Annotated in this window: 21 protein-coding genes; 12 read left to right on the top strand and 9 right to left on the bottom strand. The window is 73.6% G+C overall.

From position 1 onward, the window contains the following. The first annotated feature begins 84 nt into the window (after window positions 1-84). From ribA to M1P99_RS24030, 7 genes are all read left to right on the top strand, one after another. Window positions 85-735 (top strand): GTP cyclohydrolase II, encoded by a 651-nt coding sequence (ribA, locus tag M1P99_RS24060; RefSeq protein WP_304454849.1) that lies wholly within the window; start codon window positions 85-87, stop codon window positions 733-735. A gap of 6 nt (window positions 736-741) precedes the next feature. After that, window positions 742-1,437: a CDP-alcohol phosphatidyltransferase family protein gene (locus M1P99_RS24055; protein WP_304454848.1), complete on the top strand. Its 696-nt coding sequence runs from the start codon at window positions 742-744 to the stop codon at window positions 1,435-1,437. Between the two features lie 76 nt (window positions 1,438-1,513). Then, window positions 1,514-2,488 (top strand): dehydrogenase, encoded by a 975-nt coding sequence (locus tag M1P99_RS24050; RefSeq protein WP_304454847.1) that lies wholly within the window; start codon window positions 1,514-1,516, stop codon window positions 2,486-2,488. 33 nt (window positions 2,489-2,521) lie between these two features. Beyond that, window positions 2,522-2,905, top strand: a complete 384-nt coding sequence (locus M1P99_RS24045; RefSeq protein ID WP_304454846.1) for a 6-carboxytetrahydropterin synthase — start codon at window positions 2,522-2,524, stop codon at window positions 2,903-2,905. Then, entirely contained in the window at window positions 2,902-3,942 is a 1,041-nt protein-coding gene (locus tag M1P99_RS24040; protein ID WP_304454845.1) for a glycosyltransferase family 4 protein, read from the top strand. Before M1P99_RS24045 ends, M1P99_RS24040 begins: the two co-directional genes overlap by 4 nt. Beyond that, window positions 3,939-4,724 carry a trans-aconitate 2-methyltransferase gene (locus tag M1P99_RS24035; protein WP_304454844.1) on the top strand — a complete coding sequence of 262 codons (786 nt, stop codon included), beginning with the start codon at window positions 3,939-3,941 and terminating at the stop codon, window positions 4,722-4,724. The genes M1P99_RS24040 and M1P99_RS24035 overlap by 4 nt, the downstream gene beginning before the upstream one ends. Next, the gene (locus M1P99_RS24030) at window positions 4,721-5,695 is read left to right on the top strand and encodes a lysylphosphatidylglycerol synthase transmembrane domain-containing protein (protein WP_304454843.1); all 975 of its coding nucleotides are present in this window, start codon (window positions 4,721-4,723) and stop codon (window positions 5,693-5,695) included. Before M1P99_RS24035 ends, M1P99_RS24030 begins: the two co-directional genes overlap by 4 nt. Here the strand turns inward: M1P99_RS24030 and M1P99_RS24025 are convergent. Both M1P99_RS24025 and M1P99_RS24020 read right to left on the bottom strand, forming a co-directional pair. Further along, window positions 5,594-6,325, bottom strand: a complete 732-nt coding sequence (locus M1P99_RS24025; protein WP_304454842.1) for a creatininase family protein — start codon at window positions 6,323-6,325, stop codon at window positions 5,594-5,596. The genes M1P99_RS24030 and M1P99_RS24025 overlap by 102 nt on opposite strands. Window positions 6,326-6,347: 22 nt before the next feature. Continuing rightward, window positions 6,348-6,938 (bottom strand): TetR/AcrR family transcriptional regulator, encoded by a 591-nt coding sequence (locus tag M1P99_RS24020; RefSeq protein ID WP_304454841.1) that lies wholly within the window; start codon window positions 6,936-6,938, stop codon window positions 6,348-6,350. A gap of 169 nt (window positions 6,939-7,107) precedes the next feature. On the opposite strand from M1P99_RS24020, the gene M1P99_RS24015 reads away from it, so the two are divergent. From M1P99_RS24015 to M1P99_RS24005, 3 genes are all read left to right on the top strand, one after another. After that, window positions 7,108-8,625 (top strand): MDR family MFS transporter, encoded by a 1,518-nt coding sequence (locus M1P99_RS24015; protein WP_304455814.1) that lies wholly within the window; start codon window positions 7,108-7,110, stop codon window positions 8,623-8,625. Between the two features lie 172 nt (window positions 8,626-8,797). Further along, on the top strand, window positions 8,798-9,598 hold the full coding sequence (locus M1P99_RS24010) for an SAM-dependent methyltransferase (protein WP_304454840.1): 801 nt from the start codon (window positions 8,798-8,800) through the stop codon (window positions 9,596-9,598). Between the two features lie 136 nt (window positions 9,599-9,734). Beyond that, the gene (locus tag M1P99_RS24005) at window positions 9,735-10,292 is read left to right on the top strand and encodes a dihydrofolate reductase family protein (RefSeq protein ID WP_304454839.1); all 558 of its coding nucleotides are present in this window, start codon (window positions 9,735-9,737) and stop codon (window positions 10,290-10,292) included. Between the two features lie 69 nt (window positions 10,293-10,361). On the opposite strand, the gene M1P99_RS24000 is transcribed toward M1P99_RS24005, so the two are convergent. After that, window positions 10,362-11,087, bottom strand: coding sequence for a DUF4190 domain-containing protein (locus M1P99_RS24000; protein WP_304454838.1), 726 nt, complete (start codon window positions 11,085-11,087; stop codon window positions 10,362-10,364). Window positions 11,088-11,387: 300 nt separating this feature from the next. Here M1P99_RS24000 and M1P99_RS23995 point away from each other — a divergent pair, with 300 nt between their 5' ends. Together M1P99_RS23995 and M1P99_RS23990 are read left to right on the top strand one after the other, a co-directional pair. After that, window positions 11,388-11,987, top strand: coding sequence for an HAD family phosphatase (locus tag M1P99_RS23995; RefSeq protein ID WP_304454837.1), 600 nt, complete (start codon window positions 11,388-11,390; stop codon window positions 11,985-11,987). 155 nt (window positions 11,988-12,142) lie between these two features. Then, a complete protein-coding gene (locus M1P99_RS23990; RefSeq protein ID WP_304454836.1) occupies window positions 12,143-12,898 on the top strand; it encodes a hypothetical protein in 756 nt (251 codons plus the stop codon). 79 nt (window positions 12,899-12,977) lie between these two features. Here M1P99_RS23990 and M1P99_RS23985 read toward each other — a convergent pair whose 3' ends face one another. From M1P99_RS23985 to rhaI, 6 genes are all read right to left on the bottom strand, one after another. Continuing rightward, entirely contained in the window at window positions 12,978-13,343 is a 366-nt protein-coding gene (locus M1P99_RS23985; RefSeq protein ID WP_304454835.1) for a helix-turn-helix transcriptional regulator, read from the bottom strand. Then, entirely contained in the window at window positions 13,340-13,786 is a 447-nt protein-coding gene (locus M1P99_RS23980) for an SRPBCC domain-containing protein (protein WP_304454834.1), read from the bottom strand. The genes M1P99_RS23985 and M1P99_RS23980 overlap by 4 nt, the downstream gene beginning before the upstream one ends. 95 nt (window positions 13,787-13,881) lie before the next feature. Then, entirely contained in the window at window positions 13,882-15,114 is a 1,233-nt protein-coding gene (locus M1P99_RS23975) for an FAD-dependent oxidoreductase (RefSeq protein ID WP_304454833.1), read from the bottom strand. Window positions 15,115-15,462: 348 nt separating this feature from the next. Then, window positions 15,463-16,956, bottom strand: a complete 1,494-nt coding sequence (locus tag M1P99_RS23970) for a rhamnulokinase family protein (RefSeq protein ID WP_304454832.1) — start codon at window positions 16,954-16,956, stop codon at window positions 15,463-15,465. After that, window positions 16,953-18,989, bottom strand: a complete 2,037-nt coding sequence (locus M1P99_RS23965) for a bifunctional aldolase/short-chain dehydrogenase (RefSeq protein ID WP_304455813.1) — start codon at window positions 18,987-18,989, stop codon at window positions 16,953-16,955. Before M1P99_RS23965 ends, M1P99_RS23970 begins: the two co-directional genes overlap by 4 nt. Before the next feature lie 47 nt (window positions 18,990-19,036). After that, window positions 19,037-20,215, bottom strand: coding sequence for an L-rhamnose isomerase (gene rhaI, locus M1P99_RS23960; protein ID WP_304454831.1), 1,179 nt, complete (start codon window positions 20,213-20,215; stop codon window positions 19,037-19,039). Window positions 20,216-20,594 lie beyond the last annotated feature (379 nt).

Below are 20,594 nucleotides of genomic sequence, written 5' to 3'. Positions count from 1 at the left end.
CCCGCGGACGCCGCTAGGTTTTCGGCACCCCACGGGTGGGAAGTCGGCGGATGAGTCGCTTCCGCGACGAGATCGAAGGGGCGTATGAGCGATCAGAGCATTGACCCGAGTGCGGTGGCCGAGTCCGAACTCGCGACACGGCGCGGGATGTTCCGGGCGGTGGCCTTCCGTGACCCCGGGGACGGCAACGAGCACCTGGCCCTGGTGCTCGGCCCCCTGGGGGACGGCGAGGACGTCCTGGTCCGCGTCCACTCCGAGTGCGTGACCGGGGACGCCATGGGCGCGCTGCGCTGCGAGTGCGGCGACCAGCTCGACGCCGCCCTGGACAGGATCGTCGGCGAGGGCCGCGGCGTCCTGGTGTACCTGCGCGGGCACGAGGGCCGGGGCATCGGGCTCCTGGCCAAGGTCCGCACCCTCGCGCTCCAGGACCGCGAGGGACTGGACACCGTCGACTCGGCCACCGTGCTGGGCCTGCCCGTGGACACGCGCGACTACGGCCCGGCGGCGCGCGTGCTGCGCCACCTGGAGGTGCGCTCGGTCCGGCTGCTCACGAACAACCCGGACAAAGGGCGCTCCCTGGAGGACCACGGTGTCAAAGTGGCCTCCCGCGTCCCGCTGCTGATGCCCGCCCGCACGCAGAACAGGGCCTATCTGACGGCCAAGCGCGACCGGATGGGCCACGACCTGCCACACCTGGACCCGCCCCTGGACGGACCCGACCCGGCGCTGGGGTGACCGGCCATGTGCGCTGTGAGCGTCGCCGCCGGCGTCCCGCCGGAGACCGCGGTCCTGACGGCCGGAGGAATCGGGCTCGGCCCGGTGGGCTGGACGATGGGCGCGGTCTACCTCGTGGCCGGTGCCGCCGCCCTGCGGTGGGCCATGCGCCGGGCGGGCCGGGGCGCCCTGGGACCGGCCGACCGCGTGACCCTGGTGCGGGCGGCCCTCATCGGCGGGGTGACCGCGCTGGTCGCCGACGGCGGTCACACCTGGGCCGTCGTCGCGCTGGCCCTTCCCGCCCTGCTCCTGGACCTGGTGGACGGGTTCGTGGCCCGTCGCACCGGGACCGAGTCGGACTTCGGTGCCCGCTTCGACATGGAGACCGACGCCTTCCTCATCCTCGTCCTGAGCGTGCACGCCGTGCAGTACCTCGGGCCGTGGGTGCTCCTCATCGGGGCGATGCGCTACGTCTTCGGCGCCGCCGCGTGGGTGGCGCCCTGGCTGTCCGGCCCGCTGCCGCCCAGTCGGGCACGCAAGCGGGTCGCCGCCCTGCAGGGCGCGGCCCTGGTCGCGGCCGCCCCGGCCCTGCTGCCGGTCTGGGCCGCCACCGTGCTGGTGGCCGGCGCCCTGGCCGCCCTGCTGTGGTCCTTCGGGCGCGACGTCGTCCGGCTCTGGCACTCGCGTGAGTGCGGCGCGGACCTGATCGCCCACCGCAAGTGAACCGGCCCCAGGCGCGGGGCCGGGGTCGCGCGTGCGAGGGATGTGTCCGCTGTGACTGACGAGGACGAGGAGAAACATGAGCCAGCAAGCACGGGGGTTCTGGGTGAGTGCTCCCGGCGCGGGTGAGATCCGCACCGTCGACCTGCCCGAGCCCGGGGCCGGCGAGGTCCGCGTGCGCACCCTGTACTCGGGTGTGAGCCGGGGCACCGAGACGCTGGTCTTCCAGGGGCGTGTGCCCGAGCGTCTGGACCGCGTGATGCGCGCTCCCTTCCAGGAGGGCTCCTTCCCCGGACCCTGCAAGTACGGCTACCTCAACGTCGGTGTGGTCGAGGAGGGGCCGGAGAGCATGGTGGGGCGCACCGTGTTCACGCTGTACCCGCACCAGACGCGCTTCGTGCTGCCGGTGAGCGCGCTGCGGCTCGTACCCGAAGGGGTACCGCCCGCGCGGGCCGTACTCGCCGGCACCGTGGAGACGGCCGTCAACGCCCTCTGGGACTCCACGCCGCGGCTCGGCGACCGTGCCACGGTCGTCGGCGCCGGGATGGTGGGCTGTTGCGTGGCCCGGCTGCTGGCCCGCGTGCCGGGCACCCGGGTCGAGCTGGTCGACGTCGATCCGGCCCGCGCCCGTGTCGCCGAACGGCTCGGCGTCGGCTTCGCCCCGCCCGAGGAGGCCGCCCACGACCGCGACCTGGTCTTCCACACCAGCGCCACCGAGGAGGGGCTGGCACTCGCCCTGCGCGTGGCCGCCACCGACGGCGAGGTGGTCGAGCTGAGCTGGTACGGCGACCGGCCCGTGAGCGTGCCGCTGGGCGAGGACTTCCACTCCCGCCGGATCACGTTGCGCTCCAGCCAGGTGGGCGGGATCGCCCTCGCCCGACGGGGGCGGCGCGACTACGGCGACCGGCTCGACCTGGCCCTGGAACTGCTCGCCGACCCCGCCTTCGACGCGCTGCTCACCGGGGAGAGCGCCTTCGACGACCTGCCCTCGGTCATGCCCCGGCTGGCCGACGGGTCCCTGCCCGCCCTGTGCCACCGGATCGTCTACCCGTGACCGCAACCGCCCCCACCGAAGGAGCCGCCTCCCGTGTTCACCGTCACCGTCCGCGACCACCTGATGGTCGCCCACAGCTTCCGCGGCGCCGTCTTCGGTCCCGCCCAGCGACTGCACGGCGCCACGTTCGTCGTCGACGCGACGTTCCGCCGTCCCGAACTCGACCAGGACAACATCGTCATCGACATCGGCCTGGCCACGCGTGAGCTGGCCGCGGTGCTCGCCGAGCTCAACTACCGCAATCTGGACGAGGAACCCGATTTCGCGGGCGTCAACACCTCCACCGAGTACCTGGCCAAGGTGGTCGGCGACCGGCTCGTCGAACGCGTCGACGCGCGGGCGCGCGGCCTGAGCGGACTGACCGTGACTCTGAGCGAGTCGCACGTGGCCTGGGCGAGCCACGACCGCGAGCTGTGAGCACCGTCTTCGTCGTCCCCGCCGGCGACGCTCCCAGCGGCGGCCACGTCTACGACGAACGGCTGGCGCGGGCCATGGCGGCCGCCGGACGCCCCCTGCGGACCGTGGCCGTGCCCGGCGACTGGCCGCGGCCGGACTCCGCGGCACGGGCGCGCCTGGCCGGACTGCTCGCCGGGCTGCCCGACCGGTCCACCGTGCTGCTGGACGGCCTGGTCGCCTGCGGTGTGCCCGAGGTGGTCGTGCCGCACGCCGGGCGGCTGCGCACGGTCGTGCTGGTGCACCTGCCGCTGGCCGACGAGACCGGACTGGACCCCGGTCTGGCCCGCGACCTGGACGAACGCGAGGGCCGGGTGCTGCGGGCCGCCGCGGAGGCGGTGGCCACCAGCGCGTGGGCCGCCGCGGACGTGGCCGCCCGCCACGGCGTGGACCGGGTCCACGCCGTGCCCCCGGGTGTGGACCCGGCGCCGCCCTCCCCCGGGACGGACGGGTCCTCCCGCCTGCTGTGCGTGGCGTCGCTGACCCCGCGCAAGGGGCACGACGTACTGCTGGACGCGCTCGCTCTCGTGCGCGGCCCCGCGTGGTCGTGCGAGTGCGTGGGCCCCTTCGGCGACCCCGGCCTGGTGGCGGCGCTGCGGTCCCGGGCCGGGTCGCTCCCGGTACGCTTCGCGGGCGCACGGGCCGGCCTGGCGCTACAGGCGTCCTACGCCGCCGCCGACCTCGTCGTGCTGCCTTCCAGAGGGGAGACCTACGGCATGGTCGTGACCGAGGCACTGGCCAGGGCGGTCCCGGTGGTGGCGACGGCGGTGGGCGGTGTCCCCGAGGCGCTGGGCCGCGACCCCTTCGGTCGCCGTCCCGGCCTGCTCGTCGCGCCGGAGGACCCCGCCGCGCTCGGCGACGCGCTGCGGCGGTGGCTGACCGACGCGACGCTGCGCGAACGGTTACGCGACTCCGCGCGCCTTCGACGGCTGGACTTGACAGGATGGAAGGAGGCGGCGCGGGCCATGGCCGCCGTCCTGGACCGGGAGGTGTCCCGATGAGCGAGACCGACGTAGCCCCGTTCGCTCCGGAGTGGCTGGCCCTGCGCGAGGGCGCCGACGCCCGGGCGCGCGCCCGTGAGCCGGTCGGGCTGATCGGCGACCGCGGCCGGGTCGTCGCCGACCTGGGCTGCGGCACCGGTTCGCTGGGCCGCTGGCTCGCCCCCCGCCTGCCCTCCCCCCAGCACTGGGTGCTCTTCGACCGCGACCCCCGGCTGCTCGCGATGGCCGAGCACGGCGTGCCCGGCGCCACGACCGAGACCCGGCGGCGCGACCTGGCGTCTCTGCGGCCGACCGACCTGGACGGATGCACGCTGGTGGTGGCCTCCGCCCTGCTGGACGTGCTGACCCGTCCGGCGGTGGGCGCCCTGGTCGAGGCCGTGGTCGGCGCCGGCTGCCCGGCGCTGTTCTCGCTGACGGTGGCGGGGCGTGTGGAGCTGTCGCCCGCCGATCCGCTCGACGGCGCGGTCGCCCGCGCGTTCGACGCCCACCAGCGGCGCGGGGGCCTGCTGGGTCCCGACGCGGTCGAGGCGGCGCGCGCGGCCTTCACCGAGCGCGGCGCCGCGACGCGCACGTTCGCGAGTCCGTGGCGGCTGGGTCCTGGGGAGGGCGCGCTGCTGGCGGCGTGGCTGCGCGGCTGGGTGGGCGCGGCGCGGGAGCAGGACCCGGACCTGCCCGCGGACGCCTACCTGGAGCGGCGGCTGGAGGAGTGCTCGCGCGGCGCCCTGTACGCCATCGTCCACCACACCGACCTGTGGGCCGACCCGGCCGGGGACGACCGATGAGGATCCACGCGTGGCTGCGGGGCCTGGCCGGTGCGCTGGTCCTGGCGGGGGTGGTGTGGTGGTACCCGCTGGAGGTCTTCACCGACGCGTTCGCCGTGGTGGACGCGGGCGCGGTCGGGCTGGCCCTGGGCGTGGGCGCGTTGACCACGGTGCTCAGCGCCGCGCGCTGGCGGGTGGTGGCACGCGCCGTGGGCCTGCGGTTGCCGCTGGGGCGCGCGGTCGCCGACTACTACCGGGCCGTGTTCCTCAACGCCGTGCTGCCCGCCGGGGTGGTCGGGGACGTGCACCGGGCGCTGTGCCACGGGCGCTACGCCGGCGACCTGTCGCGGAGCGTGCGCGCTGTGGTGCTGGAGCGCCTGGCCGGGCAGGCCGTGCTCGCCCTGACCGCGGCCGCGCTGCTCTTCGCGCTTCCGGCCGCCCTGCTGGGGCCGGGCCTGCGCGCGGTCGGGGTCTCCGCGGGTGTGGTCGCGGTACTGGCGGCGGGTACCGCCGTCGGCCTGGCCGTGGGACGGCGCCGCCGTCCGCGGTGGTGGGGGGCGCTCCGCGCCGCGGCTGCCGACGCGCGGACCGGCCTGTGGTCGCACCGCGCCGAGGTGCTGACGCTGTCGGCTGCCGCACTGGCCGGCTACGTCGTGCTGTTCCTGGCGGCGGCGCGCCTGGCGGGTGTGACCGCCCCGTGGCCGCAGGTGGTGCCGTTGGTGGTCCTGGCGCTGCTGGCGATGAGCCTGCCGGTCAACGTCGGAGGCTGGGGGCCGCGCGAGGCCGTCACGGCGCTGGCCTTCGGCGCGGCCGGGCTGGGTGCCGAGCAGGGGGTGACGGCGTCGGTGGTCTACGGGCTGCTGGCGCTGGTGGCCGCCGCGCCGGGGGCGCTAGTGCTGGTCGTGCGTGTCCTGCAGGGCCCCGAGGTGCCCGGCGAAGGCCCCGACCAGGGCGGCGAGCAGCCGTCCGCCCTTGTCGGCCGTGGCCAGTGAGGGGCGGCCGACCACGCCGGTCGGGGTGTAGGGCGCCAGGCCCAGGGTGGGCATGTGGTCGCGCGGCCCGGTGACGTGGTCGGCTCCGGCGGCTGAGGGGCCGACCATCTCCGGGTGGGCGTGCAGCAGGACGGAGGTCTCCAGTTCGCCCGCGTGCATGTCGGTGTCGTTGTCCGTGGCCATCCCGGCGGCGGTGCGGGCGGCCTCCCATTCGTGGGCCTGGGGGAAGAGCGCCATGGCGCCGCCGGACTCCTGGACCACGTTGGCCAGGACGTGGTTGCCGCCGTGGCCGTTGACCAGGACCAGCCGCGGTGTGCCCGAGCGGCGCAGGGAGTCGGCGGCGTCGGTGACCACGGCGTGCAGGGTGCGCGCGGAGATGCTGACGGTGCCGGGCCAGGCGGCGTGCTCGTGGGAGCAGGACAGGGTCAGGGGCGGCAGGACGCGCACGGGGTGGGCGTCGGCGAGGGCGGCGGCCACCGTGCAGGCGATGACGGTGTCGGTGACCAGGGGCAGGTGGGGGCCGTGCTGTTCGAGGCTGCCGACGGGCAGCAGGGCCACCCGCGCAGCGCGTTCGCCCTCCTCCACGGTGGTGGTCAGCGGTAGCAGGGAGCGCGTGGTCCGGTCGTCCATGGGGCCAGTATCCCCCGCGGGGTCAGGAGGTGAAGGGCGCCTCGGCCTCGTCGAGGACCTCCTCGGCGATCTCGGCGAGGTCGCGCGCGGCCTCCTCCCCGGTCCAGGTCTCCAGGGACACCCGCAGGCAGGCGAGGAAGACGGCGACGAGGACGGCGTAGCGCACGCCGCCGGGGCGGCGGCGTCCGTCCAGGGCCCGTTCCAGGTCCCGGGCGAGCTCGGCGTGGTTGGCGAGCAGCCTGGCCAGCAGTGCGGGGTGCTTGCGGGCGAGTTTGGCGCGCGCCCACCCCTCCCGGTCGGTCGGGCGTCCCCAGTGGGCGTAGACGCCGCGGGCGGCGTAGCGCAGCGCGGTCCAGGCGTCCTCGTCGGCGGGCCGGTCCAGCACCGCGTGCGTGAGCGAGCGCATGTACACGTGCTCACCGTGCAGGACGGCCTCCTCCTTGCAGGAGAAGTAGTTGGAGAAGGTCCGTCGCGAGACGTTGGCGGCCTCCGCGATCGCCTCCACCGTGACGTTCTCGTACCCGAGTTCGGCGGTCAGCCGCACGGCGGCGGCGTGCACCCCTCGCCGCGTCTCTTCCTTCTTGCGTTCCCGCAGTCCACCCGCTCTGTCCACGGTGCTAGTCTACACACAGTGCAAACATGCTCATTGGGCATCTTTGCCTGGTGAGCACACTTTCAGGCTCGTCCCATCTCGTCTTCCAGAGGTCTCCTTGAGCAGAACACGCCCGGCGCCCGAGACGCGGACACCATCGATCACGCGCTCACTGAGCGGGCTGCTCACCGTGCTGGGCGTGACGATGCTCAGCGGCACGATCGTGTCGGTCGCGCTCCCCCAGATCGTGGGCTCCCTCAACGGCACGCAGTCGCAGTACACCTGGGTGGTGACCGCGACCCTGCTGGCGTCGACGGCCTCCACACCGATCTGGGGCAGGCTGGCCGACCTCTTCGACAAGAAGCGGCTGCTCCAGCTGTCGATCGTCCTCTTCGTCCTCTCCTCGCTGCTGTGCGGCCTGGCGCAGTCGACCGAACAGCTCATCGCCTTCCGCACCGTGCAGGGTCTGGGCATGGGAGCGTCCCAGGTCCTGGTGCAGGTGATCATCGCCTCGCTGGTCAGCCCCAAGGAGCGCGGCAGGTTCAACGGCTACATCGGCGCCATCATGGCGGTGGCCACCGTCGGCGGGCCGCTCATCGGCGGGGCGATCACCGACATCTCCTGGCTCGGCTGGCGCTGGTGCTTCCTCATCGGCGTGCCGTTCCTGGTCATCGCGTTCGTCGTGATCGGCCGCACCCTGCACCTGTCCGACACCCGCCGCCCGGACACCAGGGTGGACTACGCGGGCGCGCTGCTCATCGCCTCCGGTGTCAGCCTGCTCCTGCTGTGGGTGACCTTCGTCGGCGACGGCTTCGGCTGGTTCTCCTGGCCGTCCGCCGCCATGGTCGCGGGGACGGTGGTCCTGCTCGGCCTGGCCGTGCGGGTGGAGTCGCGGGTGTCGCAGCCGGTCATCCCCGTGCACCTGGTCGTGCGGCGCGAGACGGCGATGGCCATCCTGGCCAGCGCCGCGGTCGGCATGGCCATGTTCGGCGGCGCGGTCTTCCTGGGCCAGTACTTCCAGCTCGCCCGCGGCTACTCCCCGATCGAGGCCGGGCTCCTGACCGCGCCACTGATGCTGGGCGTCCTGGTCTCCTCCACGGTCTCGGGCCGTATGGTCTCGCGCTCGGGCCGGGTCAAGTCCTACGTCGTCACCGGCATGGTGTCGCTGACCGCGGGCTTCCTGGTCCTGTCCACCATCGACGAGACCACGTCGCTGTACCTCGTGGCCGGCGGCATGGTCCTGATGGGTGCCGGGGTGGGCATGTCGATGCAGAACCTGGTGCTGGTGGTCCAGAACTCCGTCCCGCTGAGCGAACTCGGCGCGGCCAGCGGGGCCATCACCTTCTTCCGCTCCCTGGGCGGCACCGTCGGGGTCTCGGTCCTGGGAGCCGTCCTGGCCAACCGGGTCGGCACCGGCGTCACCGACGGCCTGGCCCGCGCGGGGGTCGACGCCTCCGCCGCCCCGGGCAGCGCAACGCTGAACCTGGACGCCATGCCGCCGTTCGTCCGGGGGATCGTCGAGTCCGCGTACGGCTCCGCGACCGGCGACATCTTCCTGCTCGCCACGGGCATCGCGTCGGTCGGCCTGGTCGTCGCCCTGTTCCTGCCCCGGGTGCGGCTGCGCGACAGCCTCGATCTGCCGGGCCGGGAGGACGACGGGGAGCCCGCCGGTCCCACCGCCCCGACCGACACGGCCGCCTCCGGCTGAATCCGCTGGTCCACCCAGGAAAGGACGCCCCCGGCATCGCCCCCGGGGGCGTCCGCCGTGTCGGTCCCGGTGCGGGAAGCCCTACGGGACAGGCGATACGGAGTTGCGCACGCGGGGCGCGGCCACAAGACTGCGGGTAGCGCAGCGCTCACCGCTCCGACGAGAGGTCCCCATGACGGACACGCCCATCGACACCAGCGTCGCCCACACGGCACGGGTGTGGAACTACTGGCTCGGCGGCAAGGACAACTACCCCGTCGACCGCGAGGTCGGGGACCAGGTCAGAGAGCTTCTCCCCCAGGTGGTCGAGGTCGCCCTCGGCGACCGCCTCTTCCTGCGCCGCGCGGTCACGCACATGGCCGAGGAGGGGATCCGCCAGTTCCTGGACATCGGCACCGGCCTGCCCACAGCCGACAACACCCACGAGGTGGCCCAGGCCCGCGCCCCTGAGGCGCGTGTGGTCTACGTCGACAACGACCCCCTCGTCCTGGCCCACGCGCACGCCCTGCTCACGGGCACCGAGGCGGGCCGGACCACGTTCGTGGGATCGGACCTGCGCGACACCGCATCGGTGCTCGAGGCCGCCGCCGAGACCCTCGACCTCTCACAGCCGGTCGGCCTGACCCTGCTGGGGACGATGGGCCACTTCGAGGACATCGAGGAGGCACTCGGCCTCGTCCGCACCTACATGGCCGCCCTGGCGCCGGGCAGCTTCCTGGCGGTGTGCGACGGCGTCTTCGCCCACCTGGAGCGGGTCACCGGCGCGCGTGCGCTGGAGGCCATGGAGCGCTGGCAGGAGGGCGTCGCCCAGGCGTACCACCTGCGCTCGGTGGAGGACTTCACCCGCTTCTTCGACGGCTTCGAGCTGGTCGAGCCCGGGGTCGTCTCCGTGCTGCGCTGGCGTCCGGAGCCGACCGAGGTCGGCGAGATCCGGGACCTGCCCCAGTACTGCAGCCTGGCCCGCAAGGTGTAGGGCCTCCGCCGAGGGGGCGGGGGCCGTCCCGGGCGGGGCCGCCCCGCGGGTGGCCTCCGGGGAATGTCGTGGGGCGGTCCTAGGGTGGTCCCACCCGCCCCGGATCCACCGGGCACGAACGGAAGCGGACCCCGCCATGAGCACCATCACCCACTTCGTCGCCCAGTCCGTCGACGGCTACATCGAGGGTCCCGGCGGCGAGTTCGACTGGCCGCTCATGGGCCCCGAGCTGTCGGCGTACGCGCGCGCCCTGGGAGAGGAGACCGACGCCTTCCTCTACGGCCGCAGGGTGTGGGACATGATGTCGGGTTTCTGGCCGCGCGCCGAGGACATCTCCACCGACGAACACGACCTGGCCTTCGCCCCGATGTGGCGGGACAAGCCCAAGTACGTCGTGTCCCGGACCCTGGAGAAGGCCGACTGGAACACCGAGGTCATCGGGGACGACGTGGCCGCGCGGCTGGGCGCGCTCAAGGAGTCCGGCACGAGCATGGTGATGTTCGGCGGCTCGGACCTGGCCGCCTCCCTGACCGAGGAGGGGCTCATCGACGACTACCAGGTGTTCGTGCACCCGGTGGTGCTGGGCGGCGGCAGGCCCGCCTTCCCCCACAACGAGAGGCGCCACGGGTTGAGCCTGGTCGAGTCGCGCGTGTTCGACTCCCAGGTCGTCCTGGCGCGCTACCGCCGCGCCTGAACCGCCCGGTCCGCGCACGCGTCCGGGCCCGCCAGGCGGTGACCGGGCCCGGAGCGGACCGTACGGTGGTCAGTTCACCGTGACGGTCAGGGGATCGTCGAGCGTGGAGGGATCCACGACCTCCAACTCGGAGACCTCGGTGCCCTCCGGCACGTCCACCACGACCTCACCACTGAGCGAGTTGCCCGGGTTGATGTCGGTGTAGACGAAGTCGCCGAGGAGGGTGAAGTCGACCGAGTGGGCGTTGCCCTCGGAGTCGTGCAGAGTCACGGCCTCGCTCGCGTCGAACACGGTGGCCTCGGTGCCCTGGTTGGACACCTCCATCTGGATCACCTGGAACTCACCCTGCGGGTACTCGGTGAGGTCGAACTCGTCGGTGTAGGAGGTCCGGGTCTGGATGTCCACCACGGTGACCTCCCAGTCGCCCGTGGACCCGGCCTCGCCCACGGCCACGGTCTGACCTGCGGGTTCCGACTCGGCGGAGAGCACGAACACGCCCGCCACCACCAGCACGAACAGGGAGAATCCGGAGAGGACGATCCCCCACAGGGCCATCGTCGTGCCCTTCAGGTGACCCGCGGAGCCGCGGATGCGCACGAGCGCCAGGACGCCGGTCACCGCTCCGACGATCGGCGGGAAGACCAGCAGCCCCAGTGGCGTGACCGAGGCGATGCCGACCACGAGGGAGACGGTGGCCAGACCGGAGGTCTCGGCCGGGGTCACCGGCTGGTAGTAGCCTTCGGGCGGGTATCCCGTGGGCGGTGTCCCCCCGTTGTACGGCGGTTGCTGGTTCATCGCGACCCCCTCGGCCGGTCCCCACCGCGGCGGCGCCGGGATGGGGCGGGCGCACGCCCGCCGTCCCGGACCGGGTCTCCGTCCACCCGCGAGGTGTGCGCCCCTCCACCACCAGCCCACCCCGGAACGTGATCCATATCACTGGGGCATTGCGCCCTGGCGCTGGGGTCATTGTCCGGACCGACGGGGTCCTTCGTCCCTGACCGGGGCACGGCGGAGGACCCCGGGAGCGGACGGGTAGCCTTCCCTCGGACCCGCCGCGGGCGGCGTGCCGCCCGACCGACCACCGGGAGGACCTCCGTGGACGCAGTGCTCTTCGACATGTTCGGTGTCATCGCCAGGGACCAGTCCGAGAAGGGGCGTTCGGCCCTGGTACGGGCGGCGGGCGCGCCGGCCGAGGACTTCTGGTCCGCCTACTGGCACCCCCGCCACGCCTACGACCGCGGCGACCTGGACGGCCCCGGTTTCTGGCGCGCGGTCGGCGAACGCCTGGGCACCGCCTTCGACGACGCCGCGGTCGCGGAGCTGGTGGCGCTCGACGTGCGGAGCTGGTCGCACGTGGACGAGGACATGGTCTCCTTCGTCGGCTCGCTGGCCTCCGACGGCGTGAAACTGGGTCTGCTGTCCAACATCCCGCACGAGAACGCCGAGTACTTCGAGCGGCACCACGCGCGGGTGCTGGACCTGTTCGAGGTCCTGGGCCTGTCCTGCCGGCTCAACCTCGCCAAGCCCGAGGCCGCCGCGTACCAGTGGTGCCTTGAAGGGCTGGGGGTCGCGCCCGAGAAGGTGCTGTTCGTCGACGACCGCCCGCACAACGTGGACGCCGCCGTGGCGCTGGGGCTGCAGGGGCACGTGTTCACCTCGCGCGCGGCCCTCCAGGAGCGGCTCGGCCTCCGGTGACCCGACGCCGGACCGCGCCGGAGCCGTGACCGGGTGCGGTCGGCTCCTGACCTGTACCCGGGCGGACCGCTGGGCGTACTGTGACGGTAAGCGCCCTGTGCCCGGGCTCAATGGGCGCCCGGGCCGGGCCGGTTCTCGCCCTGGAGGTGGGCGCCATGTCCACACCTACCCGCAACCGGATCCGAGCGGCCGTCATGATCATCGCGCCGGTGGTCCTGTTGGTCGCCTTCCTCTACCACCCGTTCGTGACCGGCGCCGGCGTCCCGGCCCCGGAGGCCGTCGCGGCGGCCGCCGAGGCCGACACCACGCGTTGGGCCACGGCGCACCTGCTGACCCTGGGCGCCTTCGCCCTGACCGTCCTCGCCTTCCAGGCCCTGCGCGGGCGGCTGAGGGACGCGGGCGAGGAGCGGTGGAGTTCCTGGGGCTTCCCGCTGGTCCTCGTGGGCTTCGTGCTCCTGGCCGGGCTCCCCGCGATCGAGATGACCGTCGCGAGCGCGATCGGCACCGGTGTCGACACCCTGGCGTTGATCGAGGCCGTGAACCCGTGGTTCATCACGCTGCTGATCGGCGGTTCCGTGGCCTTCGTGCTGGGGACGCTGGCGTTCGCTGCCGGTGTGGCCCGTGGCGCGATCATGGGCCGCGGGCTGACGGCGCTGGTGGTGATCGCCCTGGTCGTGACGGCGCTGGCGATGGCGGCCCCGCCGTTCTGGGCCTTCTACGTGGCGGGTGTCGCCGCGATCGCGGCGTTCTGGCCGGTGGCCTGGGCGACGATGCGCACCGGGACGCGGACCGGTGCGACGGTGGAGGCGCAGGAGGGCGTGCGACCCACGGCTCCGCGTCCGCGTGTGGCCGAGGAGCAGGGCGGACTGCTCCGCGGCTTCGGCCGGCGCCGCACGCACACCTCCCACTGATCCCGGCGCTGCCACGGGGCCGACGGTGGACCCGTCGGCCCCGCCCACGCACGCAGCGGCGCACGCCGACCGGCCGCCGTCAGGACTCCGGGGCCGGATCCTGGCGTTCGGCGGCCTCGGCGAGGCGTTTGACCGCCGCCAGGCGCCGGTCCCAGTCGGCGGCGAGCGCGGACATCCACTGAGCCGTCGCGTCCAGCGCCGCGGGCCGCACCGTGTACCGCACCTCGCGTCCGGCCCGCCGTCCGGTCACCAGACCGGCCGCGTCCAGCACGGACAGGTGCTTGACCACCGCCTGCCGGGTGACGGGCAACTGGTCGGCCAGCGCCGTCGCGCTGGCCTCGCCCCGGACGGCGAGCAGGTCGAGCAGTCGGCGCCGGGTCGGGTCGGCCAGGGCGGCCAGGACGCCGTCGGCCTCCTCTCCGGCGCCCGGTTCCGCGCCGGTCACCGCGAGGTGCGTTCGGCGCGCTTCCTGAACGCCTCGAAGACCTCGGGCCAGCCCACGGTGTTGTCCCGCACGGCGCGGTCGCGCAGCTCCTGGGATCCGGCCAGCGACGCGAACCCGCTCTCGACGACGCGCAGCCGTGTCTTGTCGCCCTCGGTGGTCAGCGTGAACTCCACGAGGGTGCTGTTGTCCTCGCTCGGCTCCTCGCCCGGGAAGGCGCTGGCCCAGCGGTAGGCCAGGTAGCCGGGCGGATCGACCTTCTCCACCCGGACGGGGAAGTCGCCGTGCACGGGGTCGCGGGCCACGACGGTCTCGCCCTCCCTGGCCACGGTTCCGGCCGCGGCCTCCGGGTCGGCGACCCAGAACCCGGGCTGGGCCACCAGCGACCAGACACGCTCCAGCGGTGCCGCGATCAGGGTGTCGCGCTCGATTCGGTCCTCGCCCATGGGAGCCTCCTTCGCCGTACCGATAAGTGCAACTCCAGAGTTGCACATCCGGCCAGAAGGAGCAACCATCAGGTTGCACTTCGATCGGGAGCCGGTCACGGTCGCCTGGCGAACTCCGGGGCGTGCTCGGTGCGCACACCGACACCGATCACGTACGCGGGTACGGCCCCCAACGGGGGGAACCGTTTGACCAGCGCGGTCATCGCTTCGGGCGGCCCCGTGCGCCTGCCCTCCAGCACGGGGGCGATCACGTTCCGGTGCATGAGTTGTTGCAGCCCCTGCACCAGGATGGTCGCCGGAAGGCGGCGCCGGTGCACCCGTGCCAGGTCGCGGACACTCGGATGCCCCGCGCGCAGCGGCCCGGCGAGGACCCCGGCCGCGGCGACCGCGTCCTGCACGGCCAGGTTGATGCCGACACCGCCCGCCGGGGACATGGCGTGCGCGGCGTCCCCGATGCACAGCAGGCCGGGCAGGTGCCACTGGCGCAGCCGGTCGAGTCGGACGTCGAGGAACGCGACGTCGTCCATCGACGTCAGCGCGTCCACCGTGTCGGCCAGCGCGGGCAGGCACTCCGCCAACCGCTCGCCGAACCGGTGGACCCCCTCCGCCCGGCGTTCGGCGTCGGACCCCTTGGGGATGAGGTACGCGATCTGGTAGTAGCCCTCGCGCGGGATGACCACGCACATCTGGCCGGTCGCGAAACTGGCCTGGAGCGCCTCGATCCCGTCCCCGGGCCTGCGGGGCAGCCGCAGCCACCAGGCGTCGAAGGGCACCTTGGTCCCGTGCGGCCTCAGGCCCGACGCCGCACGCACCGTCGAACCGCGCCCGTCGGCTCCGACGGTCAGGTCGGCGCGCAGCTCGCCCTCCCCTCCCCCGTCCTCGCGGTCCCGGTACCGGACACCGGTGACCACGCCTCCCCGCCGGGTCAGCCCGGTGACCTCGGTGTTCATCCGCAGGGTGAAGTGCGGCTCCGCCTCGCCCGCCTCGGCGAGCAAGTCGAGCAGGTCCCACTGCGGCACCATCGCGATGTAGGGGAAGGCGATCCCGAGCCGTGTGAAGTCGGCGAACACCACCCGCTCCCCGTGGACGTCCGGCAGGGCCACCTCGTCCACCCTGCTCTGCGGCAGCGCCGCGAAGCGGGCGCCGAGACCGAGTTCGTCCATGAGCTGGAGGGTGCTCGGATGCACGGTGTCACCGCGGAAGTCCCGCAGGAAGTCACCGTGCTTCTCCAGCACGGTCACGTCGACACCACCGCGGGCCAGGAGCAGGCCCAGCACCATTCCGGCCGGTCCGCCGCCCGCGATCACGCAGGTCGTGTGTTCGGTCATGGTCGCCTCCCCGTCCATCGTCGGTCGGCGCGGCACGCCGTGCAATGCCCCGGGCCCGTGTCATCGTGCCCGCCCGGGGCCGGCACGACGCCCGGACGTCGACGACGGGGTGGGTGCTGGGCGCCGGCACCGGCCGAAGCGCCGGCCCCGCCTGTCCCGGTCCAGCGACGGGGGAGGTGCGCACGGCAGGCACCGCCTCCCGGGCACCTGCACCGGAGCCCCACGAGGGGCGGCGCCGGAGGGCCCCGCTCATGAGAAACCCGTGGGCCCCACCGGGCGAACGCGGTGGGGCCCACGGGTGACGCGGCCGGAGCCGTTCGGCCGGAGCGGCGCGCGGCAGGGCACGCCCTAGGACCAGAGGCGCTTGTGGGCCGCCTCCCACGGCCGCGTGTCACCGGACGGCTCGTACCGGCGGGTCTCGGTCGAGGCGGCGACGATCCGGCGCAGCGCGGCGAGGTCGCCCTCCACCGCGCCGACCGCGCGGGCCTGCACCAGCAGGTTGCCGATCGCCGCACCCTCCGCGGGGCCCGCCACGACCGGCAGTCCGGTCGCGTCGGCGGTCAGTTGGCACAACAGGGTGTTGTGCGCGCCCCCGCCGACCACGTGCACGACATCGACGTCCCGACCGCTGAGCTCGGCGGCCTGGCGCACGGCCCGGCGGTAGGCCAGGGCCAGGGAGTCGATGACGCACCGGGCCAGTTCGGCGTCGTCGGACGGCGGGCGCTGCCCGGTCTCGACCGCCAGCTCCGCGATGCGCGCGGGCATGTCGCCCGGCGGCAGGAAGCGCGGGTCGTCCACGTCCACCACGCAGGAGAGGGCGGGCACCCCCGCGGCCCGGCGCAGCAGGTCCGGCAGGTCGACCTCCCGGCCCTGCTCGCGCCAGGTGCGCAGGGACTCCTGCAGCACCCACAGCCCCATGACGTTGCGCAGGTAGCGGACGGTACCGTCCACGCCGAGCTCGTTGGTGAAGTTGGCGGCCCGGCTCCGCTCGCTGCGCACCGGGGCGTCCAGCTCCACGCCGACCAGGGACCACGTCCCGCACGAGACGTAGGCGAAGTTCGGGGTGGTGGCGGGAACCGCGACCACGGCCGAGGCGGTGTCGTGCGAGCCCACGGCGACCAGCGGGGCGCCTGCGGCGGCGCCCACCGACTCCCGGCCCCGCAGCGGGCCCACGACCGTACCCGGCTCGACCAGCCGCGACAGCAGACCGCGCACCGGTACCCCGAACGGTCCTTCGAGCGCGTCCAGGCACGCGTCGGCCCAGGTCCGGGTGCGTACGTCGACCATCCCGGTGGTGGAGGCGTTGGTCAGCTCGGCGACCCGCTCCCCCGTCAACCAGTACCCGAGCAGGTCGGGGATGAGCATCAGCTCGCGGGCCAGGGCCATCTGCGCGTCGCCCGCCGCGGCGGCCAGTTGGAAGACCGTGTTGAACTGTTGGACCTGCAGGCCGTTGACCGCGTACATCCGGTCGGCGGGCAGGTGCTCGAACACCCTCTCCGGGGCACCGGTGGTCCGCGCGTCGCGGTAGTGCGCGGGGTTGCCGAGCAGTGCCGCGTCGGCGTCCAGCAGGCCGTAGTCGACCGCCCAGGAGTCGATACCCGCCGAGGCCAGTCCCCCGTGCGCTTCGGCGGCCGCGCGCAGCCCCTCCTGGACCCCCCGGTACAGGGACAGGATGTCCCAGTGCAGGGTGTCGCGCCCCTCGCGGGGGATCGCGACGGGTCCGTTGGGGAAGCGGGCGACCTCCTCGGTGTGCAGGCGCCCGCCCTCCAGACGGCCGGTGATGACGCGGCCGCTGGAGGCGCCGAGGTCGACCGCGGCGTGGACGGAGTGCGCGGCGCTCATCGCAGGAAGGCGGCGGCGACGCCGGCGTCGACGGGGATGTGCAGGCCGGTGGTGTGCGACAGCTCCCCGGCGGTCAGTGCGAACACGGCGTTGGCGACGTGCTCGGGCAGGACCTCGCGGCCCAGGAGGGTGCGCTTGGCGTAGAACGCGCCCAGCTCCTCCTCCGGGACACCGTAGACCTTGGCCCGCTGGGCGCCCCAGCCGCCGGCGAAGATCCCGGAGCCGCGCACGACCCCGTCGGGGTTGACGCCGTTGACGCGGATGCCCTCGGAGCCGAGTTCGGCGGCCAGCAGGCGCACCTGGTGGGCCTGGTCGGCCTTGACCGAGGAGTAGGCGATGTTATTGGGTCCGGCGAACACCGCGTTCTTGGAGGCGATGTAGACGATGTCCCCGCCCAGGCCCTGGGCGGTCATCAGCCGGGCTGCCTCGCGGGAGACCAGGAAGGAGCCCTTGGCCATGACGTCGTGCTGCAGGTCCCAGTCGCGCTCGGTGGTCTCCAGCAGCGGCTTGGAGATGGACAGGCCGGCGTTGTTGACGACCAGGTCCACTCCGCCGAAGGCCAGGGCTGCCTCCTGGAAGGCGGTGGCGACGGCGGAGGGGTCGCTGACGTCGCAGGCCAGGCCCACGGCGAGGTCGTTCGAGCCGAGTCCGGCGGCGGCCTCGACGGCCTTGTCCGCGTCCAGGTCGGCGACGACCACGCAGGCGCCTTCGGCGGCCAGGCGGGTCGCGATGGCCTTGCCGATGCCGCTCGCGCCGCCGGTCACCAGGGCGACGCGGGTGGCCAGCGGCTTGGGCTCGGGCATCCGGGCGAGCTTGGCCTCTTCCAGGGCCCAGTACTCGATCCGGAACTTCTCCGACTCCTCGATGGGCCGGTAGGTGGAGACCGCCTCGGCTCCGCGCATGACGTTGATGGCGTTGACGTAGAACTCGCCGGCCACGCGCGCGGTCTTGGCGTCCTTGCCGAAGGAGAACATGCCCACCCCGGGCACCAGCACGATGGCCGGGTCGGCGCCGCGCATGGCGGGGCTGTCGGGTGAGGCGTGGCGCTCGTAGTAGGCGCGGTACTCGGCGCGGTACTCCTCGTGGAGTTCGCGCAGCCGGGCGACGGCGTCCTCCAGCGGCGCGTCGGCGGGCAGGTCCAGGACCAGCGGACGGACCTTGGTGCGCAGGAAGTGGTCCGGGCAGGAGGTGCCCAGGGCGGCCAGCCGGGGGTGTTCGGCGGCGGCGAGGAAGTCCAGGACGACGTCGCTGTCGGTGAAGCGGCCGACCTGCGGGTGGTCGGTGGAGGCCAGGCCGCGGATGACCGGGGCCAGGGCGGCGGCGCGCTCGCGGCGCTTCTCCTCGGGCAGGGCGCCGTAGCCCTCCAGGGCGGGGCCGAAGGGCTCGGGGCGGCCGCGCTCGGCGAGGAAGGCCTCGGCGGTGCGGATGATCTCCAGGGAGTTGGCCTGGCACTGCTCGCTGGTGTCGGCCCAGGCGGTGATGCCGTGGCCGCCCAGGACCGCGCCGATGGCCTGCGGGTTCTCCTCGGCGATCGTGGCGATGTCCAGACCGAGCTGGAAGCCCGGACGGCGCCAGGGCACCCACACGACGCGGTCGCCGAAGCACTCGCGGGTGAGCTTCTCGCCGTCGGCCGCGGTCGCCAGGGCGATGCCGGAGTCGGGGTGCAGGTGGTCCACGTGCGCGGCGCGTACGAGCCCGTGCATGGCGGTGTCGATGGAGGGGGCCGCCCCGCCCTTGCCGAAGAGGCAGTGGTCGAAGGCGGCGACCATCTCGTCCTCGCGCTCCTCGCCGGGGTAGACGTCCACGAGCGCGTGGAGCCGGTCCAGGCGGAGCACGGCCAGGCCGTCCTCGGTCAGGGTGCCCAGGTCGCCGCCGGAGCCCTTGACCCACAGCAGTTCGACGGGCTGGCCGGTGACGGGGTCGGTCCGGGTGCCGGCGGCGGAGGTGTTGCCCCCGGCGAAGTTGGTGTTGCGCGGGTCGGCGCCCAGGGTGTTGCTGCGCTTGATGAGGTCGTCGATGACGGAGTCGGCCATGGTGGTCTCCTGGTCGGTCTCGGCTGTGCGGTGGGGTCGGGACTCGCTCACGCGCCCCACCCGGCCTGGGTTCCGCCCTTGCGCTCGTCGATGACGCGTTCCATGTAGCCGGAGGCGGCGTGGGCGGCCATGGGGTCGGCGGCCAGGCCCAGGTCCTCGCGCAGTCCGGCGAGCAGGGGGCGCACGTCGGTGTTGAAGGCGTCCATCATGACGGCGTTGGCGGCCAGGACGTCGCCCTCGGCCTGGGCGGCGGCCAGGGCGTCGGCGTCCACGAGCAGGGCCTTGGCGGTGGCCTCCTGCACGTTCATGACCGAGCGGATCTGCCCGGCGATCTTCGGCTCGATGTTGTGGCACTGGTCGAGCATGAAGGCCACCTCGGTGTCGGCGGCCAGACCGCCGCCGCGGGCGACCTCGTACATGATGCGGAAGAGCTGGAAGGGGTCGGCGGCACCGACCATCAGGTCGTCGTCGGCGTAGAAGCGGGAGTTGAAGTCGAAGGCGCCCAGGCGGCCCGCGCGCAGCAGGAAGGCGACGATGAACTCGATGTTGGTGTGCGCCGCGTGGTGGCCGGTGTCGACGCAGACCACGGCCTTCTCACCGAGTTCGAGGCAGTGCGCGAAGGCGGTGCCCCAGTCGGGGACGTCGGTGGCGTAGAAGGCCGGTTCGAAGAGCTTGTACTCCAGCAGGATGCGCTGGTCGGGGCCGAGCCGTCCGTAGACCTCGGACAGCGCCTCGGACAGGCGGTCCTGGCGGGCCCGCAGGTCGTCCTGGCCGGGGTAGTTGGTGCCGTCGGAGAACCACAGCTTGAGGTCGCGGGAGCCGGTGGCGTCCATGACGTCGACGCAGTCCAGCAGGTGGTCGGTGGCCTTGCGGCGGACCTTGGGGTCGGGGTTGGTGACGCTGCCGAGCTTGTAGTCGTCGTCCTGGAAGACGTTGGAGTTGATGGTTCCGATGCCGATGCCCAGGTCGCGGGCGTGGGCGGCGAGCGCGGAGTAGTCGTCGACCCGGTCCCAGGGGATGTGCAGCGCGACGGTGGGGGCCACGCCGGTGAGGCGGTGGACCTCGGCGGAGTCGGCGATCTTCTCCCAGGGGTCGCGGGGCACGCCCGGCTGGGCGAACACCTTGAAGCGGGTGCCGGAGTTCCCGAACGCCCAGGAGGGCAGCTCGATGTGCTGGCGTCGGAGGACGTCCAGGACGTCCGCGCGGCTGTCGGTGGAGGGTGCCACGGTGGGGCTCCGTTCGGGTGGTGGTCGGCGTGCCGTGAGGTGTGCGGGTGGGCGGGGCAAGCCGATTGAATCGTTTCATTTCAACTTCGCAGAAGTTATCGTTGTGCGTCCCAACCTGTCAATATCTCCTCACCTGGCTAGGAAGCACATCCCCAGGTGACCAGCTTGAAACGTTTTACCTTCACAGTCTTCCCGGCCTACACACGGAGTCATGGATCACATACTCGGCTCCCCGGCCGCACCGGCGGCCGGCCGTGTGGAATCGTGGGCGCGACCCGCTGGATCCGGGTGGCTCACGAGCCCCGGCCCCGTACCGGGCCCGGCTGCCGGACTACCGGGGCCACCTGCTGGACGCCGCGGGCCTGTCGGTGCGGGACCG

This window comes from Nocardiopsis sp. YSL2 (assembly GCF_030555055.1).
In the GTDB taxonomy this organism is placed as follows: Bacteria; Actinomycetota; Actinomycetes; order Streptosporangiales; family Streptosporangiaceae; genus Nocardiopsis.
This window is presented reverse-complemented; position numbering and strand designations above follow the sequence as displayed.

Excerpts from the sequence above, each read along its gene's own strand:
- ribA (WP_304454849.1), top strand. The coding sequence starts at position 85 with ATGAGCGATCAGAGCATTGACCCGAGTGCGGTGGCCGAGTCCGAACTC.
- M1P99_RS24055 (WP_304454848.1), top strand. The coding sequence starts at position 742 with ATGTGCGCTGTGAGCGTCGCCGCCGGCGTCCCGCCGGAGACCGCGGTC.
- M1P99_RS24050 (WP_304454847.1), top strand. The coding sequence starts at position 1,514 with ATGAGCCAGCAAGCACGGGGGTTCTGGGTGAGTGCTCCCGGCGCGGGT.
- M1P99_RS24035 (WP_304454844.1), top strand. The coding sequence starts at position 3,939 with ATGAGCGAGACCGACGTAGCCCCGTTCGCTCCGGAGTGGCTGGCCCTG.
- M1P99_RS24030 (WP_304454843.1), top strand. The coding sequence starts at position 4,721 with ATGAGGATCCACGCGTGGCTGCGGGGCCTGGCCGGTGCGCTGGTCCTG.
- M1P99_RS24025 (WP_304454842.1), bottom strand. The coding sequence starts at position 6,325 with ATGGACGACCGGACCACGCGCTCCCTGCTACCGCTGACCACCACCGTG.
- M1P99_RS24010 (WP_304454840.1), top strand. The coding sequence starts at position 8,798 with ATGACGGACACGCCCATCGACACCAGCGTCGCCCACACGGCACGGGTG.
- M1P99_RS24005 (WP_304454839.1), top strand. The coding sequence starts at position 9,735 with ATGAGCACCATCACCCACTTCGTCGCCCAGTCCGTCGACGGCTACATC.
- M1P99_RS24000 (WP_304454838.1), bottom strand. The coding sequence starts at position 11,087 with ATGAACCAGCAACCGCCGTACAACGGGGGGACACCGCCCACGGGATAC.
- M1P99_RS23990 (WP_304454836.1), top strand. The coding sequence starts at position 12,143 with ATGTCCACACCTACCCGCAACCGGATCCGAGCGGCCGTCATGATCATC.
- M1P99_RS23980 (WP_304454834.1), bottom strand. The coding sequence starts at position 13,786 with ATGGGCGAGGACCGAATCGAGCGCGACACCCTGATCGCGGCACCGCTG.
- M1P99_RS23975 (WP_304454833.1), bottom strand. The coding sequence starts at position 15,114 with ATGACCGAACACACGACCTGCGTGATCGCGGGCGGCGGACCGGCCGGA.
- M1P99_RS23970 (WP_304454832.1), bottom strand. The coding sequence starts at position 16,956 with ATGAGCGCCGCGCACTCCGTCCACGCCGCGGTCGACCTCGGCGCCTCC.
- M1P99_RS23965 (WP_304455813.1), bottom strand. The coding sequence starts at position 18,989 with ATGGCCGACTCCGTCATCGACGACCTCATCAAGCGCAGCAACACCCTG.